Origin of the sequence: Nocardiopsis sp. LDBS1602 (genome assembly GCF_035818715.1) — a bacterium.
Classification (GTDB): Bacteria; Actinomycetota; Actinomycetes; order Streptosporangiales; family Streptosporangiaceae; genus Nocardiopsis; species Nocardiopsis alba.
This window is the reverse complement of record NZ_JAYLVW010000002.1, coordinates 829,461-841,741: the sequence shown is the minus strand read 5'-3', so window position 1 is coordinate 841,741 and position 12,281 is coordinate 829,461. Positions and strand designations below refer to the sequence as shown.

10 protein-coding genes are annotated in these 12,281 nt (G+C 69.2%); 5 read left to right on the top strand and 5 right to left on the bottom strand.

Translation table 11 applies throughout. The features are described from left to right. The first annotated feature begins 7 nt into the window (after nt 1-7). The gene (locus U9J66_RS11835) at nt 8-1,516 is read left to right on the top strand and encodes a CoA-acylating methylmalonate-semialdehyde dehydrogenase (protein ID WP_042283004.1); all 1,509 of its coding nucleotides are present in this window, start codon (nt 8-10) and stop codon (nt 1,514-1,516) included. A gap of 244 nt (nt 1,517-1,760) precedes the next feature. On the opposite strand, the gene U9J66_RS11830 is transcribed toward U9J66_RS11835, so the two are convergent. The 4 genes from U9J66_RS11830 to rlmN all read right to left on the bottom strand — a co-directional run bounded on the left by U9J66_RS11830 (nt 1,761) and on the right by rlmN (nt 4,717). Further along, nucleotides 1,761-2,003, bottom strand: coding sequence for a hypothetical protein (locus U9J66_RS11830; RefSeq protein ID WP_042283005.1), 243 nt, complete (start codon nt 2,001-2,003; stop codon nt 1,761-1,763). 240 nt (nt 2,004-2,243) lie between these two features. Beyond that, complete coding sequence (locus tag U9J66_RS11825; protein WP_161110530.1) at nt 2,244-3,056, bottom strand: carbon-nitrogen hydrolase family protein; 813 nt, start codon at nt 3,054-3,056, stop codon at nt 2,244-2,246. An 85-nt stretch (nt 3,057-3,141) separates the two neighbouring features. Continuing rightward, the gene (locus tag U9J66_RS11820) at nt 3,142-3,612 is read right to left on the bottom strand and encodes a VTT domain-containing protein (protein ID WP_014909208.1); all 471 of its coding nucleotides are present in this window, start codon (nt 3,610-3,612) and stop codon (nt 3,142-3,144) included. Nucleotides 3,613-3,619: 7 nt separating this feature from the next. Beyond that, a complete protein-coding gene (gene rlmN, locus U9J66_RS11815) occupies nt 3,620-4,717 on the bottom strand; it encodes a 23S rRNA (adenine(2503)-C(2))-methyltransferase RlmN (RefSeq protein WP_014908813.1) in 1,098 nt (365 codons plus the stop codon). Between the two features lie 217 nt (nt 4,718-4,934). Here rlmN and U9J66_RS11810 point away from each other — a divergent pair, with 217 nt between their 5' ends. Both U9J66_RS11810 and U9J66_RS11805 read left to right on the top strand, forming a co-directional pair. Further along, complete coding sequence (locus U9J66_RS11810) at nt 4,935-6,020, top strand: suppressor of fused domain protein (protein ID WP_014908702.1); 1,086 nt, start codon at nt 4,935-4,937, stop codon at nt 6,018-6,020. An 83-nt stretch (nt 6,021-6,103) separates the two neighbouring features. After that, nucleotides 6,104-7,333: an MFS transporter gene (locus tag U9J66_RS11805; RefSeq protein WP_326337669.1), complete on the top strand. Its 1,230-nt coding sequence runs from the start codon at nt 6,104-6,106 to the stop codon at nt 7,331-7,333. Here the strand turns inward: U9J66_RS11805 and U9J66_RS11800 are convergent. Next, complete coding sequence (locus U9J66_RS11800) at nt 7,316-7,714, bottom strand: BlaI/MecI/CopY family transcriptional regulator (RefSeq protein WP_187294522.1); 399 nt, start codon at nt 7,712-7,714, stop codon at nt 7,316-7,318. The genes U9J66_RS11805 and U9J66_RS11800 overlap by 18 nt on opposite strands. Nucleotides 7,715-8,274: 560 nt before the next feature. On the opposite strand from U9J66_RS11800, the gene U9J66_RS11795 reads away from it, so the two are divergent. Further along, entirely contained in the window at nt 8,275-11,901 is a 3,627-nt protein-coding gene (locus U9J66_RS11795; protein ID WP_014911645.1) for a multifunctional oxoglutarate decarboxylase/oxoglutarate dehydrogenase thiamine pyrophosphate-binding subunit/dihydrolipoyllysine-residue succinyltransferase subunit, read from the top strand. Nucleotides 11,902-11,968: 67 nt separating this feature from the next. Next, entirely contained in the window at nt 11,969-12,148 is a 180-nt protein-coding gene (locus tag U9J66_RS11790) for a DUF6104 family protein (RefSeq protein ID WP_026124825.1), read from the top strand. The last annotated feature ends 133 nt before the right edge of the window (nt 12,149-12,281 follow it).

Sequence of the window (12,281 nt, the reverse complement as noted above, 5' to 3'; positions counted from 1 at the left end):
GGAGAGCATGAGCGAACACGTCACCCACTGGATCGGCGGCTCCCGCCACGAGGGCCCCACCGAGCGGAGCGGGGACATCCACAACCCCGCCTCCGGTCAGATCACCGGGACGGTCGACCTCGCGGGGCCCGCCGAGGTCGACGCGGCGGTCGCCGCCGCGCGGGCGGCCTTCCCCGCCTGGCGGGACACCCCCCTGTCCAAGCGCGTCCGGACCCTGTTCCGCTTCCGCGAGCTCCTGGACTCCCGGAGCGACCGTCTGGCCGAGATCGTCAGCGCCGAACACGGCAAGGTCCTCTCCGACGCGAAGGGCGAGGTCGCCCGCGGCCTGGAGGTCGTCGACTTCGCCTGCGGCGTCCCCCAGCTGCTCAAGGGCGATTTCTCCGAGAACGTGTCCACGGGCGTGGACTCGTACTCGATCCGCCAGCCGGTCGGCGTGGTCGCGGGCATCACCCCGTTCAACTTCCCTGCGATGGTCCCGATGTGGATGTTCCCCCTGGCGATCGCCTGCGGTAACACCTTCGTGCTCAAGCCCAGCGAGAAGGACCCCTCGGCCTCGCTCATGATCGCCGAACTGTGGGCCGAGGCCGGTCTGCCCGACGGCGTGTTCAACGTGGTGCAGGGCGACAAGGTCGCGGTGGACGCCCTCCTCGAACACCCGGACGTCGCCGCGGTCGGTTTCGTCGGGTCCACGCCCATCGCCCGGTACGTCTACCGGGTCGCCGCCGAGCACGGCAAGCGCGTCCAGGCTCTCGGCGGGGCCAAGAACCACATGGTGGTCCTGCCCGACGCCGACCTGGACCTGGCCGCGGACGCCGCGGTCTCCGCCGGGTTCGGCTCGGCCGGCGAACGCTGTATGGCCATCTCGGCGGTCGCGGTCGTGGACTCGGTCGCCGACGACCTGATGGAGCGGATCCGGGAGCGGGTGGCCCGGCTCCGGGTCGGCCCCGGCGACGACGACCGCAGCGAGATGGGACCGCTCGTCACCCGCGAGCACCGGGACAAGGTCGCCTCGTACCTGGAGTCGGGGGTCCGCGAGGGCGCGACCCTGGCGATCGACGGCAGGGTGCACCCCGTGCTGGGCGGTGGCGGCGACGGTTTCTGGCTCGGTCCCTCGGTCCTGGACCACGTCGAGCCGACGATGTCCTGCTACCGGGAGGAGATCTTCGGTCCGGTGCTGAGCGTGCTGCGGGTGCGCGACTACGACGAGGCGGTCGGGCTGATCAACGCCAACCCCTACGGCAACGGGACCGCGATCTTCACCAACGACGGGGGCGCCGCACGGCGCTTCCAGAACGAGATCGAGGTCGGCATGGTGGGTATCAACGTGCCCATCCCGGTCCCCATGGCCTACTACTCGTTCGGCGGTTGGAAGGAGTCGCTCTTCGGCGACTCCCACGTACACGGTACGGAGGGTGTTCACTTCTACACCCGCACCAAGACCGTGACCGCCCGTTGGAGCGACCCCGGACAGCGCCCCGAAGGCGGTGTCGACCTGGGCTTTCCCACCAACGGGTAGGCCCGATCCGACGAAATACCCGATGGATGTCTCTTACTGACCGTCGGTGACGGGCGACACGGAGTATCGTGTCCATCGACGCCGACCGGGACGTTCTCCGTCCTCACGGGCGTCACGACGACCATCCCGAGAAGACGCGCTCAATTCCCCTCCTCCCCACGGAAGCGGGCGCGTCGACGGAAGCGCTCCGGGTCCTAGACTCCCCCTGGACCCGGAGCGCGACCGTCTTCACGGAACCGCCGCGTCAGCGCGCGACGATCAGCGACCTACGCGCGGGCACCGGTCGGTACCCCATGAGCCCCGCGCACTCGTCGCATCCATAGACATGGGCCCCGTCCGGCAGTTCCCCCAGGATCCTGCGTGGCCTGGGCCACTTGGTGTGGCAGACGACGCAGGCATCCCCCATGCACTGCGCCGGACTCAGCCGACTCGGATCGTAGACACAGGTCCCGGATACGACGTCGGTCGGCATGTCTGGTTCGCACATCGTGCTCGTTCCGCGCAATGTCCTTGCTCCCCCCGTGGTTTAGGACAGTCTGGCGGGCCGATAGTTACCGGCTCTTAATTGAATCAGAAGCTCTCGGCGCCTGGAAGGGCCCGGACCGATCTAAATCACTCCGTGCAGGGAAATCATAACCCTAAGTGACGAACCCTGGGAAGACCCAGGTCACCGACTGATCATTCATACGCTCTGCCCGATATGTACACACGATCCTGGGCAAGGACCTCAGTCCTCTTGCAGCGGGGTCACACCGAAACGGCGCATGGCGAGGGCCGGATTCGTGACCCGAACCGCCTCCACACGCTCGGCCGAAACCCGGGCCGATGCGACATCGAAGGTCTGCTCCCCCAGGGAAGCCGCCACCGTGCCCATCGGGTCGATCACCATACTGTTGCCCGCCCCCACCGGGGCCGACTGACCGGAAGCGGCCACGTAGACCGTGTTCTCGATGGCGCGCGCACGGAGCAGCGTGCGCCAATGATCCTCCTTGAGCGGCCCCGGCACCCACTGGGCGGCCAACAGGACCACCTGGGCCCCGGCGTCGACGATCCTCCGGGTCACCTCGGGAAAACGCAGGTCGTAACAGGTCTGGAGGCCGAAGACCACACCGTCGACCTCGAAGGTGCGGGGCTCCTCGATCGGCCCCGGCGCCACCACGTCCGACTCCTTGACCCCGAAGGCGTCGTAGAGATGCGTCTTGCGGTAGAGCGCCACCGACTCCCCCTGCGGCGAGAGCGCCACCAGGGTGTTGGTGAAGTGCGCGGCGTCCTCTCCCCGGGACTCGTTGACCCCCAGGACCAGGTGCACGCCCTCTCTGCGGGCGGTGTCCGCCGCGTCGGACAGGAAGGGCCCGTCCAGCGGCTCGGCCGACTCCACGTAGCGGTGGTCGGTACGCGAGGCGGTGAACATCGTGTACTCGGGGAACAGGACGACCCGGGCGCCGTCCGCCGCGGCCCGGGCGGTCAACTCCGCCACCGAACGCAGGTTCTCCGCCTTGTCCCGCCCCGGGGAGAACTGCGCGACCGCGACCCGCACCATAGGACCCTCACCTCCGCGACCAGGGGGTCCGCCCCGTCGGCGGCCCCGAACGTGCCACGAGTGTACGCCCCGCCCCTCGTACGGGTCAGGGCAGGTGGGACAGGGCCCAGGCCGGGGCCAGGACCAGGATGAGGAAGCGCGCGGCCCGGGTGGCGAAGGTGACCGCGCAGAAGAGGAGGAGGTTCATGCGCACGACCCCGGCGAGGACCGAGACCACCATGAACGGCGGGACGCTGGCGAAGGAGCTCAACGCCAACAGCCCCACACCCCAGATCGGGCGTTCCTCCGCCTTGGTCCGCCACTCCGCCATCCGCTTCGCCCACTTGCCCGGCGTCCGGGCGCGACGGCGCAGCCAGGGCGCGGAGAGGGTGCCCCGACCCACGTAGTAGTAGGGGATCTTGCCGAGGGTCTGCCCCAGGGCCGCGGCCAGGGCCACCGCGACGAGGGCGCCGTCGTCCATGAGGGCGACGACGCCCAACAGGTAGACCTCGACGTTGAGGATCGGGACCAGCCCGGCCGCGGCGGCGAACGCGAAGGCCAGGAGGGTCTCGACCACGTCGGTCCTACTTCTCGGCGGCGGCGAGCTGGCCGCAGGCGCCGTCGATCTCCTGGCCGCGGGTGTCACGGACGGTGACCGACACCCCGTGGGACTGGAGGCGCCGGACGAACTCGCGCTCGTCCTCGGGGCGCGAGGCCGTCCACTTGGAGCCCGGGGTCGGGTTGAGCGGGATGAGGTTGACGTGCACCAGGTGGCCTTTGAGGAGCTTGCCGAGCAGGTCGGCCCGCCAGGCCTGGTCGTTGATGTCCTTGATCAGCGCGTACTCGATGGAGACCCGACGTCCGGTGGTCCCGGCGTAGCGCCAGGCGGCGTCCAGGACCTCCTCGACCTTCCAGCGGGTGTTGATCGGCACCAGCTCGTCGCGCAGCTCGTCGTCGGGGGCGTGCAGGGAGATCGCCAGGCGGACCTGCATCCTCTCGTCGATGAGCTTGTTGATCGCGGGGACCAGACCCACCGTGGAGACGGTCACGCCGCGCTGGGAGATGCCCAGGCCGCCCGGGACCGGGTCGGTGATGCGGCGGACGGTCTGGAGGACCCGCTTGTAGTTGGCCATGGGCTCGCCCATGCCCATGAACACGATGTTGCTGATCCGCCCGGGGCCGCCGGCGACCTCGCCGCGGGCCAGGTCGCGGGCGCTGGCGACCACCTGGTCGACGATCTCCCCGGTGGACAGGTTGCGGGTCAGCCCCGCCTGTCCGGTGGCGCAGAACGGGCAGTTCATGCCGCAGCCGGCCTGAGAGGAGATGCACAGGGTGACGCGGTCGGGGTAGCGCATGAGCACCGACTCGAACATCACCCCGTCGAAGGCCTTCCACAGGGTCTTGCGGGTCATCCCGTTGTCACAGGTGATGTGCCGGACCGGGGTGAGCAGGGTCGGCAGCAGCGCCTCGCCGAGCCGCTCCCGGGAGGCCTCGGGAAGGTCGGTCATCTTCGAGGTGTCCGACTCCAGGGCACCGTAGTAGTGCTTGGCGATCTGCTTGGCGCGGAAGGGCTTCTCCCCCAGCTCCCGGACGACCTCCTGGCACTCCTCGGGGCTGAGATCGGCCAGGTGCCGGGGCGGCTTGGCGCGGCGGGGTGCGACGAAAGTGAGCTCGGCGGGCATAAGTATCCGTAACGAATGGAGTCGGTGGACTGCGCCCGGCGCGGAAGGTAAGGGGCGACGCGGGTCGTTATACGACCTATACGCGTCCGCGGTGCTGCTCCGCCTCTCAGGGCACTACCGTCGATTCTACGCGCAGTGTGGACGGCCCGGACGGGTCCCCGCCCCCGGCCACCACGACGACAAGACGACACCGAGACGGCGGCACGCGGGAGGGCCGGTGACCGAGATCGACGTCCTGCTCGACGAGATCAGCCCCTACCAGAGCCGTCGCGTCGTCGTCGAATGCGACTCCCACACGACCGCCGCCTACCTGTTGGACGCCAGAGAGCGCATCCGCGTCCCGGTGTGGCTGGCCAACCACGAGAGCGCGCCCGCCGAGAGCGACCCCGACGACCTCTATCGGGGTCGGGCCCCGCTCATGCCCGAGGCCTACACCAAGCATCCGCAGGGACGCCCCCGGTTCGATCCGGCCACCCTGCGCGCGGTGTGGTTCGAGGAGGGCGACGGGGTCGCCCTGCTGGACGAGGAGGGGCTGCTCGCCGTGATCCCCGGCTGGGCGGAGGCCGACAGCGGTCTGCCCGGTTACGCGCGCGAGGCCATCGGACGCAGCCCCTACGCCTGGGAGCTGGACTCGGTGAAGCGCCGACTGTGGCCGCGGGTCGTGCACGCGGAGGCCTATTGGGACTGGCGACGGGCCTCGGGCGCCTGGCGCGGTGTGCAGCGGACGGTCCTCGGTCATCTGAACCGCCGGGTGGGCGAGGCCGGGCATTACTGGGACGTCTCCGACGGGCACCCGCCGCTGTTGCGGGTCTCGGAGCGGCCGCCCACCGAGGAACGGCCCTACACGGTCCTGTCCACCGTGGGCATGTGCGGGCAGCGGATGCCCACCCTGGACCGCTACATGGCCGATACCTCGGGGCACGCCCGGGTGGAGCTGGCCCTGGCCACGACGCTGCCCGCGCACCACGCGGCGCGGATCTTCCGGTGGATCGGGGCCTTCCCCTGGCGCGCGGTCACCTGGTTCGGCACCGGCCACACGGTCAAGTGGTTGGACAACCCGGAGGATCGGGCGATGCGCCGTGACGCGGGCGCGGTCCTGTTGCTGGAGGATCCGAGCCCCCTGATCACCGACCCCGCCCTGGTCCCGCCGGACACCTCCGGGCTGACCTTCCAGGGCGACCCGGTGCGCTGGCTGTGGATCGTCCCGATCACCCGCCCCGAGCACCTGTTCGCCAAGGAGCACGACAGCGCCACCCTGGTGGAGAAGCTGGCGGCCGAAGGGCGCGGCTGGATCCTGGACTGACCCGGGAAAACCCGTTGCGTCGGCCGTCCGACGTCCACGAACATGCCCGATCGGGGGCCGGCCCCGTGAGGACGAGGAGGGGCATGGACGCGAGCGCCGACACGGGCGGGGGCATCCTCGCCCCGTTGCGTTACGGGAACTTCCGGGCCCTGGCGTCGGGCCGGGTCCTGATGATGTTCGGCAACGGCATGGCCACGGTCGCGCTCGCCTTCGCCGTCCTGGACGTGACGGGTTCCCTGACCCAGGTCGGCCTGGTGGTGGGTGCCCGATCCATCGCGAACGTGGCGCTCCTCCTGCTCGGCGGGGTGATCGCGGACCGGCTGCCGCGCTCGATGGTGCTCGTCGGCGGTTGCGCGCTCGCGGCGCTCTCCCAGGGGACCCTGGCGCTGACACTGCTCACCGGGACGGCCTCGCTGCCGCTCATGATCGCGCTGAGCGTGGTGAACGGGGCCGCGGCCGCCGCCAACCTGCCCGCCTCCGCGGCCCTGACCCCCCAGACCGTTCCGCGCGCTCTGCTGAGGCAGGCCAACGCCTCGGTGGGGATCGCCAAGCAGCTCGGGATGTTCGCCGGGATGTCGGCCGGCGGCGTGGCCGTGGGGTTGTGGGGGCCGGGTTGGGCGATCGGCGTGGACGCCCTGACGTTCGCCGCGGCGGGGGTGGCCTTCTCCCTCCTTCGGGTCCCCTCGACCGGGGCGACCGACGGTGGCCGGAACGTCCTACGCGACCTGGTGGAGGGCTGGCGGGAGTTCGTCGCCCGCCCCTGGGTCTGGATCATCGTGTTGCAGTTCATGGTGGTCAACGCCGGCTGGTCCGCGGCCACCGGGGTGCTGGGGCCGGGGATCGCCGACGCGACGTTCGGGCGGACCACCTGGGGGCTGCTGATGGCGGCCAACAGCGTGGGTCTGCTGGTCGGCGGCGTCCTGGCGGCCCGCTGGCAACCGCGTCGCGCGCTGTTCTACGGCACGGCCCTGGTCCTGCTCCAGACGTTGCCGTTCTTCGTCCTGGCGGGCCCGTCGCCGATGGTGCCGTTGCTGTTCGCCGCGATGTTCGTGGGCGGAATGGCGGTGGAGCAGTTCAGTGTGGCCTGGGAGGTCTCGCTCCAGGAGAACGTCCCCACCGAACGGCTCTCACGGGTCTACTCCTATGACGCCCTGGGCTCGTTCGTGGCGATGCCGGTGGGGCAGATCGCGATCGGTCCGACGGCCGAGGCGATCGGGGTCGACCGGTCCCTGCTGCTGGTGGCCTCGCTGACGATCATCGCGACGCTGGCGGCCCTGTGCGCTCCGAGCGTGCGCTCACTGCGTCGTCGCTGAGTCCTGGGAGCGATATCGCTCGCGCCGGTCGCCGACCTGGTGGAGGAGGTGGTGCAGTCGGGCCACGTCCTCGTCACCGAAGCGCTCGACGAAGCAGCGCAGGGTGCTCCCGGGGTCGGGGCCGCTCTCCAGCACCTCGCCCATCACGCGGGCGGTGTACTCGGCGTGGGTCTCCCGGGCCCGGTAGGCCCAGGCCCTCCCGACCTTCTCCCGTTCCAGCAGCCCCTTCCGGTGCAGGATGCCGGTGACCGTCATGACCGTCGTGTAGGCGAGTTCCCGGTCGTAGACCATGGTCTCCAGGATCCCTCGGACCTGGAGCGGCCCGTCCGCGCGCCACAGCGCGGTCATGATGGCCGCCTCCAGTTCTCCCAGCCCCCTCATGGGTCTCCCCCGCCCGTGTGATCCGGCTGTTCGTAGGCGCATCGTAGGCGGGGCCGGAATCCGATGGGGAGGAACGGGGAAGACGGCACAGATCCGCACATCCTCGGCGTCGTTCACCGGCGTTTCACCGCCGCGCGGACCCGATTCGCCGTCGGTCGCCCTCCGTTCCGGGTACGGCCGGCTTCGGTCATCCGGGAAGGGACGCGAATCACTCACCGGGAAAGGTGTGACCCAGCACACCGGAAGCCGTCACAGCCCCGCTCACGAAAAAACCCGACAAACAGGAGGAAATGAGCCTCCGTCACCACGCAACGCAAAGTGACCGGCACGTAGCGAGAAGACTCGTGTGAAAGATTGTTAGGTATCTCCCAGTTTCAACAACCCTCGCGTTCCCCCGAAGGATGCCGTTACAAGTAGCCTGGTACCCGACGAGTGCCGGCCAGGTCAGACACTCCCCCGACGGGGAGCGCTTTCATGCTTGTTCAGAGCCCGCCTTGCCGACAGCCACCCGTCTTTCCTTAACATTCACAAGCGAGCTGCGGAAGTGGGCGATCTCCGCCGTGTCGTCTGAGGCGTCTCAACCCCTGACAGATTTCGGCCCGAACGAGTGGCTGGTCGAGGAGCTTTACCAGAAGTACCTCACCGACCCGAATTCGGTTGACAAGGCTTGGTGGAACTTCTTCGCGGACTACAAGCCCGCGGATACGGCCGGCGGGAAGGGTGGAGGCACTGCGGCCGCTAAGGCGCAGACCGAGAAGGCCCCGACCCCCGCGCCCAAGAAGAAGGCCACCACGGCCCCAGCACCCAAGAGCACCGACGATGCACTCCAGGTCAAGGAGGAGCGGCTGCGTGGCGCACCCGCCCGTACCGCGACCAACATGGAGTCGAGCCTGACCATGCCCACCGCGACGAGCGTGCGCGCGGTGCCGGTCAAGCTGCTGTTCGACAACCGCATCGTCATCAACAACCATCTCCGGCGCAGCCGCGGTGGGAAGGTCTCCTTCACCCACCTCATCGGCTACGCCATGGTCAAGGCCCTCAAGGCCATGCCCGAGATGAACCACGCCTACGTGGAGGTCGACGGCAAGCCCGGCGTCGCCAAGCCCGAACACGTGAACTTCGGTCTGGCGATCGACCTCCCCAAGCCCGACGGCTCCCGTCAGCTGGTCGTGCCCTCCATCAAGAAGTCCGACGAGATGGACTTCAACGAGTTCTGGAGCGGCTACGAGGACCTGGTCCGCAAGGCCCGCAACAACAAGCTGGGCGTGACGGACTTCCAGGGCACCACGATCAGCCTGACCAACCCGGGCGGCATCGGCACCGTGCACTCCGTGCCGCGCCTGATGCCCGGCCAGGGCACCATCCTCGGCGTCGGGGCCATGGAGTACCCGGCCGAGTTCCAGGGCGCCTCTCAGGACACCCTGAGCGACCTGGGCATCAGCAAGGTCATGACCCTGACCTCGACCTACGACCACCGGATCATCCAGGGCGCCCAGTCGGGCGAGTTCCTGCGTCGGATCCACCAGCTCCTGCTGGGCGAGGACGGCTTCTACGACGAGATCTTCAACTCGTTGCGGATCCCCTACGAGCCGGTCCGCTGGGTCCAGGACATCAAGGTCAACAAGGCCACCCAGCTCGACAAGACCACCCGGGTCCAGGAGCTGATCCACGCCTACCGCGTGCGCGGCCACCTCATGGCCGACACCAACCCGCTCGACCACGAGCAGCGCAAGCACCCGGACCTGGACGTGCTGGAGCACGGCCTGACCCTCTGGGACCTGGACCGCGAGTTCCCGACCGGGGGCTTCGGCGGCAAGCAGGTCATGAAGCTGCGCGACATCCTGGGCGTGCTGCGCGACACCTACTGCCGCACGGTGGGTATCGAGTACATGCACATCCAGAGCCCGGAGGAGCGGGAGTGGATCCAGTCGCACGTCGAGCGTGAGCACGAGAAGCTCGACCGCGACGAGCAGCTCCACATCCTGCACCGGCTCAACAGCGCCGAGGCCTTCGAGACCTTCCTCCAGACCAAGTACGTCGGTCAGAAGCGCTTCTCGCTCGAAGGCGGCGAGTCCCTCATCCCGCTGCTGGACGGCGTGATCTCCAAGGCCGCCAAGGCCGAGCTGGACGAGGCCGTCATCGGTATGGCCCACCGCGGTCGCCTGAACGTGCTCGCCAACATCTGTGGCAAGTCGTACGGGCAGATCTTCGGTGAGTTCGAGGGCAACCTCGACCCGCGTAGCGCCCACGGCTCCGGCGACGTCAAGTACCACCTGGGCACCGAGGGCGTCTTCGAGACCCCGGACGGCGACAAGATCCAGATCTCGCTGGCCGCGAACCCCTCCCACCTGGAGACGGTCGACCCGGTCGCCGAGGGCATCGTCCGCGCCAAGCAGGACGTGCTGGACAAGGGCCCGCACGGCTTCACCGTGCTGCCCATCCTCATCCACGGTGACGCGGCGTTCGCCGGACAGGGCGTGGTCGCCGAGACCCTGAACCTGTCCCAGCTGCGCGGCTACCGGACCGGCGGCACGGTGCACGTCATCGTGAACAACCAGGTGGGCTTCACCACCTCGCCGACCGACAGCCGTTCCAGCGTGTACGCCACCGACGTCGCGCGGATGGTCCAGGCGCCGATCTTCCACGTCAACGGGGACGACCCCGAGGCCGTGGTCCGGGTCGCGCACCTGGCCTTCGCCTACCGTCAGGCGTTCAACAAGGACGTCGTGATCGACCTGGTCTGCTACCGGCGTCGTGGGCACAACGAGGGCGACAACCCCGCGTTCACCCAGCCGCTCATGTACGACGTCATCGACGCCAAGCGCTCCACCCGCAAGCTGTTCACCGAGGCCCTCATCGGCCGCGGCGACATCACGGTGGAGGAGGCCGAGCAGGCCCTGCGCGACTACCACAGCGAGCTCGAGCGCGCCTTCACCGAGACCCGCGAGGTCGAGAAGAGGCCGATCGAGCCGGGTTCCGTGGTCAAGCCCGAGGTGTTCACCGAGGCCCGCCTGGACCACTCCAAGGTCGAGACGGCGATCAGCACCGAGACCGTCAAGCGTGTCATCGACACCCAGGTCTCCCTGCCCGAGGGCTTCACCGCGCACCCGCGCCTGGCCCCGCAGCTGACCCGTCGCGCCACGATGGTCGAGAACGACGCGATCGACTGGGCCACCGGTGAACTGCTGGCCTTCGGCTCCCTGCTGATGGACGACCACCCGGTCCGTCTGATCGGTCAGGACAGCCGTCGCGGCACCTTCGGTCAGCGTCACGCCTCGCTCGTCGACCGCGACACCGGCGAGGTCCACACGCCGCTGAAGCAGTTCGACGAGGGCACCACGAAGTTCCACGTCCACGACTCGCTGCTCAGCGAGTACGCGGCGCTGGGCTTCGAGTACGGCTACTCGCTGACCCGTCCGGACGCCCTCGTCATGTGGGAGGCGCAGTTCGGCGACTTCGTCAACGGCGCCCAGACCGTCATCGACGAGTACATCAGCTCGGGCGAGCAGAAGTGGGGCCAGCGCTCCAGCGTCACCCTGCTGCTGCCGCACGGCTACGAGGGCCAGGGGCCGGACCACTCGTCCGCCCGCATCGAGCGGTTCCTCCAGGCGTGCGCGCAGGAGAACATGACCGTCGCGATGCCGAGCACCCCGGCGAGCTACTTCCACCTGCTGCGCTGGCAGGCGAAGTCGCCGTTCGAGCGTCCGCTCGTGGTGTTCACGCCCAAGTCGCTGCTGCGTCTGAAGGCCGCCACCTCGGCCGCCGACGACTTCACCTCGGGCCACTTCCGCCCGCTGATCGGGGACGACTCCATCGCCCCCGAGAAGGTGCGTCGCGTGGTGATCTGCTCCGGCAAGATCTACTACGACCTGGACGCCGCCCGTCGCAAGAGCGGCGACAAGCACACGGCGATCATCCGCGCGGAGCGGCTCTACCCCCTGCCGATCGAGGAGATCCGCGAGCAGCTCAAGGCCTACCCGAACGCGGGCGAGGTCCTGTGGGTCCAGGAGGAGCCGGCGAACATGGGTCCGTGGCCCTTCGTCGCCCTGGTCTTCTCCGAGCAGCTCGACCGTCCCTTCACCCGGATCTCGCGTCCGGCCTCCTCCGCCCCGGCCGCCGGTTCGGCCAAGAGGCACGAGGCCGAGCAGCGCGCTCTGGTGGACACGGTCTTCCCGCCCGCCGAGTAGCCACGCGGACCCGGGGCGTGTCAGGGTGCTGGACGTCCCGGGTCCGGTCCGAGCGGTGAGGGAAGGTATGTACTACACCGATCGCGGAATCGAGGAGTTGGAGAACCGCCGCGGCGAGGAGGAGGTCAGCTTCGCCTGGCTCGCCGAGCAGCTGCGGGTGTTCACCGACGTCCACCCCGAGTTCGAGACCCCCGTCGAGCGCCTGGCCACCTGGTTGGCCAGGTTGGACGACGAGGACGAAGAGTAGTGGTGCCGCGCCGCTCCGGCGGCGCACGGTCCGAGGGGCCCGGGTCATCATGACCCGGGCCCCTCGCGTGTGTCCGGGACCTTCCCCGGGGATACCCCTGACCCGACCCTGATATCCGCGACATATCTTGAGT

Coding starts and splice junctions, on each gene's coding strand:
- rlmN (WP_014908813.1), bottom strand. CDS start 4,717: ATGCCCGCCGAGCTCACTTTCGTCGCACCCCGCCGCGCCAAGCCGCCC.
- U9J66_RS11800 (WP_187294522.1), bottom strand. CDS start 7,714: ATGAGGGGGCTGGGAGAACTGGAGGCGGCCATCATGACCGCGCTGTGG.
- U9J66_RS11830 (WP_042283005.1), bottom strand. CDS start 2,003: ATGTGCGAACCAGACATGCCGACCGACGTCGTATCCGGGACCTGTGTC.
- U9J66_RS11825 (WP_161110530.1), bottom strand. CDS start 3,056: ATGGTGCGGGTCGCGGTCGCGCAGTTCTCCCCGGGGCGGGACAAGGCG.
- U9J66_RS11790 (WP_026124825.1), top strand. CDS start 11,969: ATGTACTACACCGATCGCGGAATCGAGGAGTTGGAGAACCGCCGCGGC.
- U9J66_RS11805 (WP_326337669.1), top strand. CDS start 6,104: ATGGACGCGAGCGCCGACACGGGCGGGGGCATCCTCGCCCCGTTGCGT.
- U9J66_RS11835 (WP_042283004.1), top strand. CDS start 8: ATGAGCGAACACGTCACCCACTGGATCGGCGGCTCCCGCCACGAGGGC.